The 16,724-nt window shown below is 60.2% G+C and carries 20 protein-coding genes; 11 read left to right on the top strand and 9 right to left on the bottom strand.

The features are described 5' to 3' along the window. Positions 1 to 32 precede the first annotated feature (32 nt). On the bottom strand, positions 33 to 1,289 hold the full coding sequence (locus tag J3P93_RS11810; protein WP_434597557.1) for an MFS transporter: 1,257 nt from the start codon (positions 1,287 to 1,289) through the stop codon (positions 33 to 35). Positions 1,290 to 1,434: 145 nt separating this feature from the next. On the opposite strand from J3P93_RS11810, the gene J3P93_RS11815 reads away from it, so the two are divergent. Continuing rightward, on the top strand, positions 1,435 to 1,890 hold the full coding sequence (locus J3P93_RS11815) for a winged helix-turn-helix transcriptional regulator (RefSeq protein ID WP_434597559.1): 456 nt from the start codon (positions 1,435 to 1,437) through the stop codon (positions 1,888 to 1,890). A gap of 18 nt (positions 1,891 to 1,908) precedes the next feature. Here J3P93_RS11815 and J3P93_RS11820 read toward each other — a convergent pair whose 3' ends face one another. The 4 genes from J3P93_RS11820 to J3P93_RS11835 form a co-directional block, all read right to left on the bottom strand. Beyond that, positions 1,909 to 4,293 (bottom strand): DUF3772 domain-containing protein, encoded by a 2,385-nt coding sequence (locus J3P93_RS11820; RefSeq protein ID WP_434597561.1) that lies wholly within the window; start codon positions 4,291 to 4,293, stop codon positions 1,909 to 1,911. A 93-nt stretch (positions 4,294 to 4,386) separates the two neighbouring features. Continuing rightward, on the bottom strand, positions 4,387 to 4,830 hold the full coding sequence (locus tag J3P93_RS11825; RefSeq protein ID WP_434597563.1) for a DUF6130 family protein: 444 nt from the start codon (positions 4,828 to 4,830) through the stop codon (positions 4,387 to 4,389). Between the two features lie 136 nt (positions 4,831 to 4,966). Next, positions 4,967 to 5,254 (bottom strand): hypothetical protein, encoded by a 288-nt coding sequence (locus tag J3P93_RS11830; protein WP_434597565.1) that lies wholly within the window; start codon positions 5,252 to 5,254, stop codon positions 4,967 to 4,969. Between the two features lie 116 nt (positions 5,255 to 5,370). Beyond that, positions 5,371 to 6,255 carry a LysR family transcriptional regulator gene (locus J3P93_RS11835; protein WP_336355607.1) on the bottom strand — a complete coding sequence of 295 codons (885 nt, stop codon included), beginning with the start codon at positions 6,253 to 6,255 and terminating at the stop codon, positions 5,371 to 5,373. 155 nt (positions 6,256 to 6,410) lie between these two features. On the opposite strand from J3P93_RS11835, the gene J3P93_RS11840 reads away from it, so the two are divergent. The 4 genes from J3P93_RS11840 (at position 6,411) to J3P93_RS11855 (ending at position 9,875) form a co-directional block, all read left to right on the top strand. Next, complete coding sequence (locus tag J3P93_RS11840; protein ID WP_258448900.1) at positions 6,411 to 6,836, top strand: VOC family protein; 426 nt, start codon at positions 6,411 to 6,413, stop codon at positions 6,834 to 6,836. Between the two features lie 110 nt (positions 6,837 to 6,946). Next, positions 6,947 to 8,224 (top strand): cation:dicarboxylate symporter family transporter, encoded by a 1,278-nt coding sequence (locus J3P93_RS11845; RefSeq protein ID WP_434597567.1) that lies wholly within the window; start codon positions 6,947 to 6,949, stop codon positions 8,222 to 8,224. A gap of 103 nt (positions 8,225 to 8,327) precedes the next feature. Next, entirely contained in the window at positions 8,328 to 9,431 is a 1,104-nt protein-coding gene (locus J3P93_RS11850) for an alkene reductase (RefSeq protein ID WP_434597569.1), read from the top strand. Positions 9,432 to 9,494: 63 nt separating this feature from the next. Then, positions 9,495 to 9,875 carry a nuclear transport factor 2 family protein gene (locus J3P93_RS11855; RefSeq protein ID WP_434597571.1) on the top strand — a complete coding sequence of 127 codons (381 nt, stop codon included), beginning with the start codon at positions 9,495 to 9,497 and terminating at the stop codon, positions 9,873 to 9,875. A gap of 37 nt (positions 9,876 to 9,912) precedes the next feature. Here the strand turns inward: J3P93_RS11855 and J3P93_RS11860 are convergent, their stop codons facing one another. After that, positions 9,913 to 10,074 carry a DUF2986 domain-containing protein gene (locus J3P93_RS11860; protein WP_434597573.1) on the bottom strand — a complete coding sequence of 54 codons (162 nt, stop codon included), beginning with the start codon at positions 10,072 to 10,074 and terminating at the stop codon, positions 9,913 to 9,915. Positions 10,075 to 10,328: 254 nt separating this feature from the next. Here J3P93_RS11860 and J3P93_RS11865 point away from each other — a divergent pair, with 254 nt between their 5' ends. Then, positions 10,329 to 10,823, top strand: a complete 495-nt coding sequence (locus tag J3P93_RS11865; protein WP_434597575.1) for an anti-virulence regulator CigR family protein — start codon at positions 10,329 to 10,331, stop codon at positions 10,821 to 10,823. Positions 10,824 to 10,893: 70 nt separating this feature from the next. Here J3P93_RS11865 and J3P93_RS11870 read toward each other — a convergent pair whose 3' ends face one another. Together J3P93_RS11870 and J3P93_RS11875 are read right to left on the bottom strand one after the other, a co-directional pair. After that, complete coding sequence (locus J3P93_RS11870) at positions 10,894 to 12,435, bottom strand: class I SAM-dependent methyltransferase (protein ID WP_434597577.1); 1,542 nt, start codon at positions 12,433 to 12,435, stop codon at positions 10,894 to 10,896. Positions 12,436 to 12,784: 349 nt separating this feature from the next. Then, positions 12,785 to 13,246: a hemerythrin domain-containing protein gene (locus J3P93_RS11875; protein WP_203418381.1), complete on the bottom strand. Its 462-nt coding sequence runs from the start codon at positions 13,244 to 13,246 to the stop codon at positions 12,785 to 12,787. Positions 13,247 to 13,410: 164 nt separating this feature from the next. Between J3P93_RS11875 and J3P93_RS11880 the strand changes: the two genes are divergently transcribed. The 5 genes from J3P93_RS11880 (at position 13,411) to J3P93_RS11900 (ending at position 16,381) form a co-directional block, all read left to right on the top strand. Further along, positions 13,411 to 13,539, top strand: a complete 129-nt coding sequence (locus J3P93_RS11880) for a hypothetical protein (RefSeq protein ID WP_434597579.1) — start codon at positions 13,411 to 13,413, stop codon at positions 13,537 to 13,539. Between the two features lie 42 nt (positions 13,540 to 13,581). Beyond that, a complete protein-coding gene (locus J3P93_RS11885) occupies positions 13,582 to 14,808 on the top strand; it encodes a zinc-dependent alcohol dehydrogenase (RefSeq protein ID WP_434597581.1) in 1,227 nt (408 codons plus the stop codon). Between the two features lie 94 nt (positions 14,809 to 14,902). Then, the gene (locus tag J3P93_RS11890) at positions 14,903 to 15,403 is read left to right on the top strand and encodes a CinA family protein (protein WP_434597583.1); all 501 of its coding nucleotides are present in this window, start codon (positions 14,903 to 14,905) and stop codon (positions 15,401 to 15,403) included. A gap of 4 nt (positions 15,404 to 15,407) precedes the next feature. Then, on the top strand, positions 15,408 to 15,926 hold the full coding sequence (locus tag J3P93_RS11895; RefSeq protein WP_434597585.1) for a hypothetical protein: 519 nt from the start codon (positions 15,408 to 15,410) through the stop codon (positions 15,924 to 15,926). Between the two features lie 8 nt (positions 15,927 to 15,934). Next, the gene (locus J3P93_RS11900) at positions 15,935 to 16,381 is read left to right on the top strand and encodes a DUF421 domain-containing protein (protein WP_336355618.1); all 447 of its coding nucleotides are present in this window, start codon (positions 15,935 to 15,937) and stop codon (positions 16,379 to 16,381) included. Positions 16,382 to 16,427: 46 nt separating this feature from the next. Here the strand turns inward: J3P93_RS11900 and J3P93_RS11905 are convergent, their stop codons facing one another. Beyond that, entirely contained in the window at positions 16,428 to 16,643 is a 216-nt protein-coding gene (locus J3P93_RS11905; RefSeq protein ID WP_090283927.1) for a PLD nuclease N-terminal domain-containing protein, read from the bottom strand. Between the last annotated feature and the right edge of the window lie 81 nt (positions 16,644 to 16,724).

Here is a 16,724-nt window from a genome sequence, read left to right on the forward strand (position 1 = left end):
ACAGCCGGATTCGCAAAGAAGCTCTACCAGCGTCAATCGCGGACGACCATCAGCACTAGCCAGTACACCAACGCCGCGGCGCTGATCGCCGCCCCCAGCAGGCACACGGCGACCCAGCCAAAGTGCGCATACGTGTAAGTGGCGGCTATCGCACCGAGGCCACTGCCGACCGAGTAGAAACACATATAGGCCCCAATCAGACGGCTTTGCGCATCCGGGCGAGCTGCGAAAATCAGGCTTTGGTTGGTGACATGCACCGCTTGTACGGCAAAGTCGAGCAGCACCACACCGACGACCATGGCCAGCAATGAGCTCTCGACAAATGCCGTGGGCAGCCATGACAGGGTCAACAACGCCAGAGCGATGCCGGTGGTGCGATTGCCACGTCCCTGGTCCGCCAGGCGTCCGGCCCGCGCCGCTGCCAGTGCACCGGCGACACCGGCGAGGCCGAACAGGCCGATCTGTGTGTGCGTCAGCGACAGCGGTGGCGCGCTCAACGGCAATACCATCGACGTCCACAGCACGCTGAAGGCGGCGAAGATCAGCAGGGCGAAGGTGCCTCTGACCCGCAGCGTGCGCTCGGTCAGGTACAGCTGAAACACCGAACGCAGCAACTGCCCGTAACTGCCTTTGGCCGGCGGCGTTGCGGAGGCGGGCAGGGTGCGCCATAACACTAGCGCCATGCCGATCATCAGCGCGGCCGAGACAAAGTAAACGCCACGCCAGCCGGCCAGATCGGCGACAGCCCCCGAAACGAAGCGCGCCAACAGAATGCCCAGCACCACGCCGCTGGTGACCGTGCCGACGGCTGCGCCGCGCTGTTCCGGGCTGGCCAGCGAGGCAGCGTAGGCCACGACCACCTGCACCACCACAGCCATCAGGCCCACCAGCACCATGGCGCCGAGCAGCATGCCCCAGTTGCCGGAAAGTCCCACCGCACACAAGGCCACGGCCGACATCAGCATCTGCGTAAGAATGAGTTTCTTGCGATCGAGCAAGTCACCCAGCGGCACGATGAACAACAACCCGACGGCATAGCCGGCCTGAGTCGCGGTGACAACGATGCCGATCGTGCCGGGCGACACGGCAAGGCTCAAAGCCATGGACTCCAGCAATGGCTGGGCGAAGTAGACGTTGGCCACGACCATGGCGCAGGTGATTGCGAAGAGCAGGGTTTGATAGCGGCTGAGGGTCGCGGTGACACGCGACTGCAAAATCCGAGTCTGGCCTCCGCTCGCTTTCTCGGCTTCAACGTCCATTTTCAGCGGTGGATGTGGTTCGTACGGCATCAGTCCATCCTTGGTTCATGTGGTTTCAAATGAAAACCGATGCGTTGATTTTTAGCGATTTCGGTTGTTAAATGCAACCACATTGCGCAGAACGTTTTCGTCTGACGCCAGAACCTTTTTCAACCTTGCTTTCCCTGGGAGATTCATGGCCAGACAGACTTTACTGGCGCAGAGCGAATGCCCGGTGGCCCGAACACTTGAGGCCATTGGCGATCGCTGGGTGCTGATGATCATCCGCGACGCCTTCGACGATGTGCGCCGCTTCAGCGAATTCCAGAAGCGCCTGGGGTTGGCGAAAAACATCCTCACGGTGAAACTGAAAATGCTCGTCGAACTGGGCGTGCTGCAAATGCAGCCCGCCGCCGACGGCAGCGCCTACAAGGAATATGTGCTGACCGACATGGGCCGTGCGGTGTTTCCGATCGTCGTCAGCCTGCGCCAGTGGGGCGAGCGCTTTTTGTTCGCCCAAGGCGAAAGCCACTCGGTGTTGCTCGACAACGATTCGGCGGAGCCGGTCGAGACCATCGCTGTGCGCTCCTCGTCCGGCAAGGTGCTGACGCCGGCCGACTGCCATCGACGTGTGGTCACGCGTCAAGGCTGAGTGCCGGGTCGGGGCCCATCAACTCGCCGCCGGCGGTTTCGCCAGCGCAATGCCCGCCGCACCCAGACGCTTCAAAATCTCGAACAACAGGTCACTCTTGGTCACCCCGACAATCCTCGGGCTGGCCACATACCCGGTCACCGTCAGCGTGATCCCGTCCGGCGACAGCTTGCTGAAGCGCACGAACGGCGCCGGTTTATCCAGCAGGGTTTCGTTCTCGCGGTAGGTGTCGAGCAGCAGCTCTTTCACCTGTTCAGGGTCGATGTCCAGCGGGAACATCAGCTCCAGCGATGCCACGCCTTGCGCGCTGCCGCCCAGGGTGACGTTGCGCAGGTTCTGCGAGATCAATTGCGAGTTGGGCACGATGACGATCGAGCGGTCGCTGAGCTGGATTTCCGTGGCGCGGACGTTGATCCGGCGAATATCACCTTCAACGCCACTGATGCTGATCAGGTCGCCAACCTTCACCGGCCGTTCAGTCAACAGAATCAGCCCGGAAACGAAGTTCTTCACGATCTCCTGCAAACCGAAACCGATGCCCACCGACAGCGCACTGACGATCCACGCCAGATTGGTCCACTGCACACCCAGCGACGACAGGGTCAGCAGAATCACCAGCGCGTAACCGATGTTGGAAAACAGTGTGCTCAGCGACGCACACATGCCGGGGTCCATCTCGGTCTTGGGCAGGAATTCATGGTCCAGCCAGCGGCTGAGGGTGCGGATCAGCCAGATACCGATGATCAAGGCCAGTACGGCATTGAGCAGGTGCGCGGGGACGATGTTCAACTTGCGCAGCCCGGCGCCGCCGAGGATGACCATGATGTTGCTCAGCAGTTGCCCGAGCGTGGTGCCAATACCGCCGACGAACAGGCTGATCACCGCCAGTAACATCAGCGCGGCACGGCTGAAGCCGGACAGCAGGATCGCCATTTGATCGAGGCGCCGATCGCCGATGCCGAGCAGTTGCTTGAGTGTCTTGCCGCTGGCATGGCGGGGTGAAAACACGTGCTCGCAGAGGTCCTTGACCAGTTGGATCAGCAGGTAGAAACCGGACAGGACAATAAAACCCCAGACCAACTGATAACTGATGAACCGCGCCAGCGAAACGTAGCCGGCGAGCAGGGCCAGCGCCGACACCAGAATCGAAACGCTGGCTACGGTGTAGATGATCCCGGCAAAGGTGCTGTTGGCCGCCGCCGCATCGTTGGCCGCGACCAGCGCTTTGCGCACCTTGCCGACCCGCAGCAGCAAGGTCAGGACAATCGCCAGCACCACCATCGCAATGATCCCGCGTCCGGCAATCACGATCTGACTGCTCATGCCGGTGGCGTTGCTGACCTGCACCAGCGTCACCAACACCAATAACGTGCAGGAGAGGATGCGCGGGTAGGGCTTGAGCGCCAGAGCGACCGGATCGGCAATCGCCGGCAAGCGCCACGAGGGATGCTCGGTCGACAGCAGGGCGCGGCTCAGGCCGGTGATCAGCACGCAGGCATACACGACCTTGGCGAACTCTTCGGAGAAGGTTTGCAGCACCGGCGTCAACGGTTGATGGCGGGTGCAGGCGTAGAACAGAATTTGCAGGGCGATGCCTGTGGTGGCGATGGTTGCCAGCGCCGAGGCAAAGGCGAGCGCGCTGCGCCGCAGGCGTCCTTCCGGGACGCGATGAATGCACAGCCAGGTCAGGCCGCGCTCGGCCAGCCGGCGCCCGAAGGTCCAGACGATAAACGCCAATAACACCAGCACGCTGGTGTAAAAACGCTCGCCGGCCACCCACACGCTGTTCCAGGACAGACGCAGTTGATCGACGAAAAACTGCAGTCGCTGCCGATCGTCCGCGCTGGGATCGAGCAGCGGCAACCAGAAGCCGGGATGCAGCACGCTGTGGGTGCCCAGCGTCAATTCGCTTTCCAGCAGCGTGCGGCGAATACCGGCAATCTGGGTGATCAGGTCCGCAGCATTCTGCTTGAGCGCGGCAAGGCTTTTCAGGGTGCTGTCGAGTCTGGTTTTCTGCGCCGTTAACGTAGCTCGCTGAGCGATGATGTCGGCTTGCTCGGCGGCCACATCGGTGTCCGGCGCGGCCCCCAACACGCCCAGTTGCACCGCCAGTTGCGCCTGTTGCGGCAACAGCGCAGCCGACAATCGATCGATATCGAGAATGAACGCCTGGACCCGATCCTGTGGACCTTCGAGCTGGTTGTAATTATTCGCCGCAGAGATCTGCTGCTTGAGCCCGTCGAGGCGCTGCTGCAAGGCTTGCAAATCGCTTTGCGTAATCACCGGCAATGGCGCGGTGGCAGTCGGCGCTGGCGCCGGCAAATCCTCCGCCCACAGCGCCAGGCTGCTGCTACCGAGCAGCGTGAGGGCGACCAACAACATCCATTTCAAGGCGTCGCGCATGGTGGGGCGGCTCGCATCGACCAGACAGTCTATGAGGGTAGGTGATCAACCCGAGAGCGGGGGAAAAGTTTGCGCGCCGGCCGCTGATTGCGCTCAGGGTTGTTTGGCAGGCACGACGAAATTCACCGTCGTGCTGGTCAGCACGGTGTGCGTCGGATCGGCAATCTCCAGCAGCACCTTGTGTGCACCTGGCGTCAGGCCGACCAGAATGATTGGGTCCTCACTGGTGTGGGCCCAGGTGCCTTGCCAGTCATCAACGGTGACGTGCAAATGACCCAGGCGCGGCGAGACCGGCACCGCCGCTTTGCCGAACACCGGCATGATTCGCGTGTGTTCGGTGCGGTATTGAATGATCACCACGCCACGGGCCAGCGGCTCGGCGAGCGGCGGGTAGGCAATCAGCCTGGGCGCGGCTTCGGAAACCAGCGGGAGCAGGGCGGGCGGTTGCTGCGGGTCGACCTCGGTTTGCCCAAGGGCGCTCATGGCGAGCAATAGCGAAGCCGTCGGGGCGAGCAGAAATCTGATAGCGAGGGACATGGTTTTTCGCTCCCGCGTGATTTACCTCAAGGTTAGTTGAGCGCCGGCGGTTGCGCAGTGTTCAGCAAGCCCTGAACGCAAAAAGCCCGACGGCGAGGTCGGGCTTTTCTTCGGTGACCGCAGTGAAACGCGGCATTCAGACGGCGCGGCGTTCGATCAGACGGTCAGAACCGCCTTCGGCTATAGCGTCGCTGAACAGCGGATCGGTTTCAGTGGCGGCTACGGCGTCGCTGAACAGCGGATCGGTTTCGGTCGCGGCGACGGCATCGCTGAACAGTGGATCGGTTTGCGTGGCAGCAGCGGTGCGTTGTTCCAGCAAACGGTCGGAACCCCCTTCGGCAACCAGCGGCTGCGCAGGGGTAGCGGCGAAAGCGTTCAGTGCGAAGAGCGAGAAAGCGATGCTGAGAAGGGCCTGGCGTTTCATGATGGTGTGCTCCGTTGGGTAGTGGTTGGGTCTGGAGCCGATCTTACGCCGCGGCACTGATAAGAGAACTTCATTGAATTAATGGTTGTTATTGATGCAGTTAATGGTTGGGCCGATCAAGCCTGCTCGCTGCCGGGCTTGAGCTGAGTGCTGATCAACTCGGCGAGGACACGCACAGGCTCGGTGAAAGTCTCGCGCGCTCGGTGGACGAGGCCGATGTCGCGGTGAAACGTGTGCGGCCCAAGATCGAAGGCGCGGACGCCGGCAGGCCATTCAAAGTCGGGCGAGGTTTGCGGCACCAGCGCCACACCGACGCCGTTTTCGACGAGTTTGATGATCGCCTCCAGTTCGTCCAGCTCACAGACTTCGCGCAGGTTGAAATGCATCTGGCGCAAAAACCGGTCGACCTGTCTGCCGCCAAAGGAGGAGCGGTCATAGCGGATAAACGGTTGGCTGCTCAGCAATTGCGTCCAGTCATCGCCCGCCACATCGCGGGGCACGATCAACCGATACGGCTCAAGGGCCAGGGTGGTCCAGCGCAAATCGCTCTGCAGCGAGAAGGGCGGGCGAATCACCACAGCCATGTCGATCTCGCCGGTATCCACCAGATTGACCAGCTCCATCGACAGGCCCGGAATCACCCGGGTTCGGCAGTACGGGCACTTTTGGTGAAAGCGCGCCAGCGCATCCGGCAGATACGAGCGTTGCACCGAGGCAATCGCGCCAAGGTTGACCAGCACACTGGGCGGCAAACCCACCGCGGTCGAACCGAGGTTGTCGTAGAGCCTGAGCAAGTCTTGCGCTTGCAGCAGGATCTGCTGGCCCATCTTGTTCAGGTGCGCCGAGCGGCCCTTTCGGTCGAAGATCTCGAAACCGAGCTCGGCTTCAAGACGCTGCATCTGCGCACTGACGGCGGCCTGGGTAAGGCCGATGCGATTCCCGGCGGCGGCGAAAGTGCCTTCACGGGCAACGGCAATGAGTGTTTTCAGTTCTTTGATCATTCACAAATATTAGTTGTGAATCTGAGAAATATATATTGATTTTTATGTTGGGTTTTTCGTCCTAGGATGTTTTTCATCCCGACGTCGGCTGCACCGAAAGCGCCGATATCGGTAAGACCTGTTCGCCCACCAACAAGAACGATATTGGAGTCCTGATGAATCTCTCGCCTTTTCACCTCGCTATCCCTGTTTATGACCTGGCTGCGGCGCGCACTTTTTACGGTGAAGTCTTTGGCCTTGAAGAAGGACGCTCGAGCACTCAATGGGTCGACTTCAACTTTTACGGCCATCAACTGGTGATTCACGAACATCCGAAAACCGCCTCTCAGGAGAGCGTACACAGCAACCCGGTTGACGGCCATGACGTGCCGGTGCCGCACTTCGGCATCATTCTCGGCTGGCAACAATGGGAGGCACTGGCAGAACGTCTGAAGTCGTTCGGCACGCAGTTCGTGATCGAACCGTACATTCGCTTTCAGGGCCAGGTCGGCGAACAAGCCACCATGTTTCTCTTCGATCCGTGCGGCAATGCCCTGGAATTCAAAGCGTTCAAGGATATGAGCCAGCTCTTCGCCAAGTAACAACTGCCATGGCACAACAGCGTTGTGCCATTTCTCAAAGTGAGCTGGATGCTCATGACTCTAGCAACTGCCGTTCGCGCAGACCGTTCATTCCAACAAGAAGGCTAGACATGAAACGTATTCCCCTGGTGTGGCAAATCGTTGCCGGGCTGTTGCTTGGCGTGTTCGTCGGTTGGTATTTCAATACCCATCCGCAATATCAGACATGGGTCAGCGCGGAGATCCTCAAACCGCTCGGTGACATCTTTATCAAGATGATGAAGATGGTGGTCGTGCCGATTGTGTTCTGTTGCATGATTCTGGGGATTGCCGGCGGTGGCGATAACAAATCGTTCGGTCGTATGGGCGTCAAGTCGCTGGGCTATTTCTTCGCGATCACGGCGCTGGCGATTGTCATCGGACTGTGTTTCGCCAACTTGTTCGAACCGGGCGCAGGCACCGATATTTCCGGCATTTCCCATAACGCCGCTGCGATCAATCTGGAACCGTCCAAAGGTGCTCTGGTGATCCTGCAGAACATCGTTCCGGACAACGTTCTGGTGGCCATGTCGGAAGCGAAGTTGCTCTCGGTGTTGTTCTTCGCGGTGTTGTTCGGCCTGGCCTTGAATGCACTGCCCAAAGACAAGAGTGCGCCCGCCATCGCTTTGGTGCAGAGCATTTCCGATGCGATGTTCAAGGTGGTTTCCATTGTCATGGCCTACGCGCCAATCGGTGTGTTCGGCATGATCGGCGCAACCGTCGCGACGTTTGGTTTTGCCTCACTGTTGCCGTTGCTGAAGTTGATCGGCGTGGTCTATCTGGCGCTGATTGTCTTTGCCTTGGTGATACTCGGCGGGATCTGCTACCTGATCGGCGAAAACATTTTCAAGTTGATCGGCTACTTCCGCAATGAACTGATCCTGGCGTTTTCCAGTGCCGCTTCGGCAGCGGTCATGCCGCAGTTGATGAGCCGACTTGAGCAGTACGGCGTACCGCGGCGGATCGTCAGTTTCGTGGTACCGGTGGGCTATGCGTTCAATCTCGATGGGGCATCGATTTTCCTCGGTGTCGCGACGATTTTTGTTGCGCAGCTGTACGCCATCGACCTGTCGCTGTCGCAGCAGATATTGCTGGTGGTGACCATGGTCCTGACGTCCAAGGGCGCGGCGGGCGTACCGGGTTTTGCCATCATCATCCTCTCGGCGACTCTGGCGTCGGCCGGCCTGCCGCTGGAAGGCGTGGCGCTGATCGCGGGCATTTTCCGGATCATCGACAGCGGTACCACGACGCTGAACGTACTGGGCAACGCCATCGCGCCGCTGGTGATCGCCAAGTGGGAAAAAACCGCGCGGCAACCGGGGGGCGCCGAGGCAAGTGTAAAACACGAATCGCCGCTGCGCTGCCATTGAAAGTCCACACAACGGACGCTTGAAACAAGCAACCGCCCGCTGGCTCAGGGGCGTTTTTTTAACGCTGGTCACTAGACGACCAGTCTAATGTTTTGGAGATTTAATGATTGATCACGCCGCTGATACCGACCTTTTTTCACCCGTGACCTTCGGCGCGCTGCGCTTGGCCAATCGCATCGTCATGGCCCCGGTGACGCGCAGCCGAATGGCCGATGACGGCGTGCCCAACGCCATGCACGCGACCTATTACGCCCAGCGCGCCACGGCCGGATTGATCATCGCGGAGGCGACGAATATTTCTGCCCAGGGTCGCGGCTATGCGATGACGCCGGGTATCTGGACCGACGAGCAGGTCGCTGGCTGGAAGACTGTCACCGATGCGGTGCACGCCGCCGGCGGCAAGATCGTTTGCCAGCTGTGGCACGTCGGGCGGTTTTCCAGTGTCGAGTTGCAGCCAAACGGCGAAGCACCGGTAGCGCCCTCGGCGATCAAGGCCGAGGGCAGCACCTACACCGAAAAAGGCTTTGTCGAAGTGTCGATGCCGCGCGCACTCGAAACAGCGGAGATGGCCGGCGTCATCGAGCAATACCGGCGTGCCGCGCAGAACGCCAAACAGGCCGGTTTCGACGGCGTGGAAGTGCATTCGGCCAACAGCTATCTGCTCGACCAGTTTCTGCGCGACTCGACCAACCAGCGCAGCGATCAGTACGGCGGCAGCATCGAAAACCGTGCGCGCCTGACCCTGGAAGTCACCCGCGCGGTGATTGATGTCTGGGGCAGCGACCGCGTTGGCATCCGCCTGTCGCCGGTCACGCCTGATGCCGGTAACACGCCGCCCGACAGCAACGTCATGGCGACTTACGGCTATCTGATCCAGCAACTCAATCCGTTGAATCTGGCCTACCTGCACTTCGTCGAAGGGGCGACAGCCACGTCGCGCAGCGTGCCGGAAGGGATTGATCTGGACGCGCTGAGTGCGCAGTTCACCGGGCCGTTCATCGGCAACAACAACTACGACCTGCCAATGGCCCTCGAACGCCGCGCACAAGGACGGATCGATGCGGTGGCGTTTGGACGCTTGTTCATCGCCAACCCCGATCTGGTCGAGCGCTTGCGTCGCGGTCTCGAACTGACCATCGCGCCGCGTGAGAGCTACTACGGCGGCGGCGCCAAAGGCTACATCGACTGGCCCACCGCCAGCGCCTGATCACCCCCGTTGCCGCGTCAGCCTTGGCTGGCGGCAGCCTTTCACTCAAAACAGGAACCCCACATGACCACTCCCACCTACGTGCAGGAATACAACGCGATCGTCGCCGTCCTCAACCAGTACAACGAGGGCGGCGCGAAAGCTGACAGTGCTCTGATGAAACCGGCATTCCATCCGCAGGCGACGATGTTTGGCGTCGACGGCGAGCGCCTGGTCGGCGGCGCGATCCAGAATCTCTACGACGTGATCGACACATCTTTTCGCCCGTCGCCCGAAGCTCAAGCGGCGATCGTGCGGATCGATATCGTCGGCACTGCCGCCAGCGCGCGAGTCGATACCGACAACGTGTCGGGTTTTCGTTTTACCGATTTTTTCAATCTGCTGAAAATGGAAGGGCAGTGGACAATCGTCAGCAAGATCTACCACACGCATTCGGACGTTTGATCGAGTGGGTCAGCGCGTTGCTGCCAGGCAACGCGCTTCAAGCGTGATTTTCGCCGCTCTCGACCGGCTCCGCGACTTCAGCGGCCAGTTTCAAGCGCTCAGCCTTGCTGATGTACTTGGGCTTTTTCGGCGCCAGCTTGGCACTGGCCTTTTTGGCCTTTTCCTTGAACAGTTGCTGGAGTTTCTTCTGGCGGTTCATCTGGGTTACTCGGCGGGAAAGTTGGAGTCGACCGCGGCAGGACGCTGGACGGATACGCGGCTGACGGTCGAAAAGCCGCGAATCCTGACCCAAGCGCCGGGCCAAGGCAATGTCAATTTGTTGCAGAAACAGTGAAGCCTCGCACAGTCTGCAGCGTAGCGGCCTGGTTTGCCGATGGTCAGCGCGGCGAAATAAACTAAGCTGAGGTTCAGCGTCCATATGACAGTGAAGCTTCCCGCCATGAAGGAGTACCCATGATCAGCTCTCGTAAATGGATCGCCACGGCGTCCTCCCTGGCATTGGTTTTCGCTTCTGCGGTGGCTTCGGCCGACCCCGGAAACGGCAAAGGCCAGGGGAACGGCAAAGGTAATCCGCAGAACATGCAGGATCACGGTAAACAGAAAGGCCAGGGCAATCAGGGCAATCAGGGCGGCCAGGGCAAGCAGGGTGGCCAAGGCAATCAGGGCTACCGTGGAGGTCCTAGTGTTGATCGCGGCAACATACTCGGGATCGTGGGCGGTTATCGCGATTACTGGAACCCTGGACCGGCGCTGCCGCCGGGTATTCAAAAGAATCTGGCGCGGGGCAAGCCGCTGCCACCCGGTATCGCGAAGAAACTGGACGGTCGCCTGCTGGGCCACTTGCCGCGTTACGACGGCTACGAATGGCAGCAGGTGGGGACGGATCTGATTCTTGTCGCGCTAGCGACCGGTTTGATTTACGAAATCGTCAATGGCGCCTTCGATTAAGCAGCGCAGCCAATAAAACCGCGCGTTGGCAGCGGCAGGGTTAACCTGCTGCTTCCGCGCATTCCTCACCTCAAGCGATTTTCAACGCCCTGAGCACCACCAGCGACTGCTCGGCAAACGCCTGCGCCTGCTCGGTCAGCTCAGCGAGATTTTCTTCGGCAGTGAGCAACGGCTGGTCGCCCTTGATCAGCACTTCGTTTTGTTCGCTGATCACACTCCAGGCCAGTTGCGCCCATTCGGCCGGGTGCTTTCTACCTTGCTTGATGGAAATCAGGAACAGTTGCTGGAAACGGCTGACCGTCACGCCACCGCCGGTGACCGGGCTGGACAGCACCTGTACCTTGGCGGTGAACAGGGAGCGTTTGCACAGTTGCAGATTGAGCGCCGCGCAGCGGTCCTGCACCAGTGACTCGGCCGCTTCGCTCTGGCACGGCGCAACGACCCCCATGCCGATCAGCACGGCAAGCGCTTGTTCTAGATCGTCGAAGGTCAGCGGCGCCGTCGCCCCGAGCAACTGGCGCATTGATTTTGCGGCGTAGGCCTGGTCCGCCAGTGCGTCCAGCACCGGACCGTAAATCTCCACCTGCAGTGATGCTTCGCCGGCCGGACCGGTGACGGCGGCAGGTACGCTGGTTGCCGGTTGCAGCAGCACGAAACGCGTATGCAGCATCTGCGCGCGGCGCTCGGGCGCAGACAGACGATTGGCACCGCGCACGTACAGATCGCGGCGGAAATGCTGATTGACGAAATAGTCGCGCGCCTGCTCGCGCATGACTGGGTGCTCAATGGTTTCGAGGAAATCCATCGCCTCCGCGCTGAGGTTCAGCGGATCGACTGAGTCCAGCGGTACCGCAGTCGTCGCGTAATCGAGCTTGGCAGGTGCGAGGGCATCGACCATGTCGGCGAAGTACATGCAGTTCCAGTCGCGGTTGAAATACTCATGCGCGACGTACTGACGATCCTGGCCCTTGATGCTCTGCAGTCGCGCACCCAGACTCGGCGCCGCCGCGGCGTATTTCGGGTTGGCCGCGAGCAGCGCCTCGGAGAACTGCAACGCAGCGTCGATGCGCTGATCCGCACGTGCAGAAGTGTTAGCGAAGCGGTCATGCAGACTGAACAACTGGCGCAACGGCGCCGACGGCGACCAGCCCGGAAAACTGTTGTAGCTGACGTACAGATGACCACCGGGTTTGAGGTGGCGACGGGTGAACTCAACGATCAGCTTCTGGTTGTCGCGGCTGACCCACGTCCATATGCCGTGCAGGCTGATGCTGTCGAACTGCGGCAGGTCAGTGCGCGCCAGCAGTTGTTCGAAACTGTCGTCGTAGAGGCGGGCACCGTTATTGGCTGCGGCGGCCAGCTCCACGGCATAAGCCGCTTGGCCCGGATGAAAGTCCGTACCGACGAACACGCCTGGATTGGCGGTGGCGTGGATATTGATCGACACGCCTTGACCGAAACCGAGTTCGCAGTGGTAGCCGTCGTTACTGTCCAGACTGGCAAAACCGCGCAGCAACAGGCAGTAGCGCTGGAACACCGGGTTGATCTCCCGGCTGTAGCTGTAGGTGTAGCCTTCGTCGGTGAAATAGCCTTCGTTCCAGGCGTTGCTCATGGTTGACGTCTCTTGTTCTTGAAATGAAAGCAGTCGTTATAAGGGGTAGTGAGTGCGGGCGACAAGCGAAAAGACAAAAGTCACAAGCCCCTCATCGGAACGCCGCCCGCCTAACCCTCTCCCGGAGGGAGAGGGGACTGACCGAGTTGTTTGGGCGTGAGATGTCGACACGGAATACCGGGTTGAATGCAAATTCTGCAACCAACCGAAATCAGCTCCCTTTCCCTCGGGAGAGGGCTGGGGTGAGGGGAGAATGCACCGCCGAACCAAAGCCGACCACATCCGCCATCACCCTGAGCGCCAGGCAAAAAAAAGCCCGGCCAAAGCCGGGCCAAACCACGCGTAATCCTTAAGCAGCCATTTCCTTCTTGTAGCTGGCCTTCATGGCCTCCATCTGCGCGCCCAGTTCATCGAGCTTGGCTTTGCCCAGCAGCTGTTTGGCCTTGGGAAACATCTCCGATTCCTCTTCTTCGATATGGTGTTCAAGCAACTCCTTGACCACCTTCACCCGGCCAGCAAACTCAGGCGTGCCCGGGTCAGTCTCTTTCAGATCCGGCAGCACCAGCGAATCCACGGTGCGGTGTTCTTCCTTGGCCTCGTAATACATCACGTCCTCTTCCTTGCTGCCCGCTTCCTTGAACGCGGGATAGAGGATTTCTTCTTCGAGACGGGTATGAATCGAGACTTCCATCTCCAGTTTGGCCAACAGCTCGGCGCGTTTTTTCAATGCCCGTTCAGTCGATTCGCTGAGTTGGCTGAGGATGTCTTTGACTTTTTCATGGTCGGCTTTGAGAAGGTCGATGGCGTTCATTAGTTATTGGCCTCTGCTATCACGGTATAAACACAGGCCTCTATGGGCCGTGCGGTGTATTCCCTGTCTACAACGCATGAGCTGTGCCACTTGCACTGATCGGCCAAACCGCGCTGGATCAAGGCTTTGCCAGAGACGCGAGCAAAGCGCTTCGTGCACTCTGCATGAACCGCATCGTGCACGCCTTGCAGATTACCAATCTGGAAAAAACCGAGCCCGCTGCCATCGCAGCCATTGATCCGCTGGGGCAAAATTTCACTGAACTCCTGCAGAAGGCTGCGCTTCCGAAATGAAGAGACTCACGCCATTTCATTGATCAGGAAGAGGACCATGCCATGCGCGCAATGACCTACCACGGCGCTCACGATGTGAGAGTCGAGACCGTGCCGGACCCGCAGCTCGAAGCCCCCGACGACATCATTCTGCGTGTGACCGCGACCGCCATTTGCGGCTCCGATTTGCATCTGTATCGGGGCAAGATTCCCACTGTCGAACACGGCGATATTTTCGGTCATGAGTTCATGGGCATCGTCGAGGAAACCGGGCCGGAGGTGACTGCGGTACAGCGCGGCGATCGCGTGGTGATTCCTTTCGTGATCGCCTGCGGAGGCTGCTTTTTCTGCCAGCAGGAACTCTACGCGGCGTGCGAAACCACCAACCCCGGTCGCGGCGCAATCCTCAACAAAAAGTCCATTACGCCACCGGCAGCGTTGTTCGGCTTCAGCCGCTTGTATGGCGGCATTCCCGGAGGCCAGGCGGAGCTGGTGCGCGTGCCCAAGGCCAATACCGGACCATTCAAGGTGCCGGGCACGCTGGCGGACGAAAAGGTGTTGTTCCTCTCGGACATTCTGCCGACCGCTTGGCAAGCGGTGACCAACGCGCAAATCGGCAAGGGCTCGACCGTGGCCATCTACGGTGCCGGCCCGGTCGGGCTGCTCAGCGCAGCGTGCGCAAAAATGCTCGGTGCCGAGCAGATTTTCATGGTCGATCATCACCCGTATCGACTGGAATACGCGCAGCGCACCTATGGCGTGATCCCGATCAACTTCGATGAGGACGATGATCCGGCCGACACGATCATTCGCCAGACGGCCGGTCACCGTGGCGTCGACGGGGTGATCGACGCGGTGGGGTTCGAAGCCAAGGGCAGCACCACCGAAACGGTATTGGCCACGCTCAAGCTCGAAGGCAGCAGCGGCAAGGCCTTGCGCCAGTGTATCGCCGCCGTACGGCGGGGCGGGGTGGTCAGCGTGCCCGGTGTGTATGCCGGGTTCATTCACGGCTTTCTGTTTGGCGATGCGTTCGACAAGGGCCTGACCTTCAAGATGGGCCAGACCCACGTCCAGCGTTTCCTGCCAGAACTGCTCGGGTACATCGAAACCGGCGCGCTGCAACCCGACGCGATCATCACCCACCGACTCTCCCTGGAGCAGGCGGCCGAGGGCTACAAGCTCTTCGACAAGAAGCAGGAAAATTGCCGCAAGGTGATCCTCACGCCCGGCAGCAGTGATGTGCCGCTGGCGGAGACCGCAGACACGCCACCGTGGGTGCCCGCCACTTGAGTGAGCCAGCGAGCCCGGAATGCCGGGCTCGCTGAACGTGGGAATGATCACCGCGGCATGCGGTCAACCGGCAATAATTCCAAGAGTGAACGTCATGTCCATTGCCAATGAAACGGTCGACTATTTGCGCGACCATTCGCTGACCATCACCACGGCGGAATCGTGCACCGCCGGCAACATTGTCATGCTGCTGTCCGAGGTGCCGGGCAGCGGCCAACTGATCGAAAGCGGCTATGTGGTGTATTCACCGCAGGCCAAGCAACGGCTGCTGCATGTCAGCCCGCACACCCTCGAAACCTTCAACCTGACCAGCGTCGAAGTCGCGCGGGAAATGGCCATCGGCGCGTTGCGTGACAGCACCGCCAACGTCGCCGTTGCGACCACTGGCATTCTCGGCCCTGACGACGTCGACGGCATCGCTGCCGGTACCGTGTGTTTTGCCTGGGCCTTCCAGCTGGACGGTCAACACGCGGTGTTCACGCGCCAGCAATGGTTCCCCGGTTCGCGTGTAGAGGTGCAGCAGATCGCCTCGGAATTCGCCTTGCAGCAACTGCCGCATTTCCATCAACGAGCCCAGCGCGGCGAGCGAGGCTGAACCGATGAAAACCGACCGCGATCACCCGGACTTGCAAAGCAGGGATTACCCGGTGCGCGAAGACATGGCTTATCAAGCGAAGGTCTGGCGCTTCGAGCGATGCGGCTGGTACGTGCTGGTGTTGTTGGTGGTGCTCGGGCTGCTGGGGTTGTTTTCGCGCGGAATCATCAGTTCGCGGGAAGTCAGCAGCGACAACGGCCACCTGCGCGCCGAGTACGAAATGTTCCATCGCAATGGCTCGACCAACGCGATGAAAATCAGCCTGAACGGCAAACCCGATGCCACGCTGGAACTGGATATCGGTGGCGAGCTGCTGGAGGGCTTCAGTGTCGAAAGCCTGCAGCCGCAACCGCTGCGCTCGCGCAATTCGGCGCAGGGCATGCGCCTGTGGTTGCAGGCGGACGGGCAGGGCCAGGCGACGTTGTACCTGACTTTGCGCGGCGACGGCCTCGGGCTGTTCCGCAGCCGCATCGAATCGCCGGGCTCGGCAGGCGTCGAGCTCGTTCAATTCATCTTCCCGTAGGTGACGCCATGGATTCCGTGTTGCGCGCAGTAGCGATGTACCTGGCCCTGATGGTGTTGTTCAAAATCGCCGGACGGCGTTCACTGGCCGAGCTGACCACGTTCGATTTCGTCCTGCTGATGATCATCGGTGAAGCCACCCAGCAGGCCTTGCTGGGCGACGATTTCTCGATCACCAATTCGCTGCTGGTGATCGTTTCGCTGATCGCGATCGACGTCGGTTTTTCCTTGCTCAAGCAGCGTTCCGGCTGGGTGTCACGGCTGATCGACGGCGAACCGACGATCATCGTCGAGAACGGCAAACTATTGCATCGCCGATTGCGCCATGCGCGGCTGGTGGAAGCGGATGTGATGGAGGCTGCGCGCTCGAGTCAGGGCATTGAAACGATCGATCAGATCAAGTTCGCAATCATCGAACGCAACGGCAAGATATCGGTGATCCCGCAGGATTCCTGAACGCGCTGGCCGCAAACCCCAAGGCTTGCGGCCAGCATTGGCAAGATCAGCGACCCGGATTTGACGCGGTGTCGTGACGAATATGCTTGGGCCCGGCCAATGCCCAGGCGATCAGACCGAACAGCGGCACAAACACGATCAGCACGATCCACACACCTTTGTTGCTCGATTTGCCCTCGCTCTTGCGCACCCGATTGATGGCCCACAGCTCGATCAGCACCAGCACTGCTGCCAGTACGATCCACACGGTTTCGATTTGCATAGGCTACCTCCTGATGGTCTATGCGTTAGGCGGTGCCGGGTTCGTCGGGTTCATTTATTTTAGTATTTGCGGTGAATCCAT

The sequence above is a fragment of the Pseudomonas sp. R3-57 genome, assembly GCF_051132065.1.
Lineage (GTDB): Bacteria > Pseudomonadota > Gammaproteobacteria > Pseudomonadales > Pseudomonadaceae > Aquipseudomonas.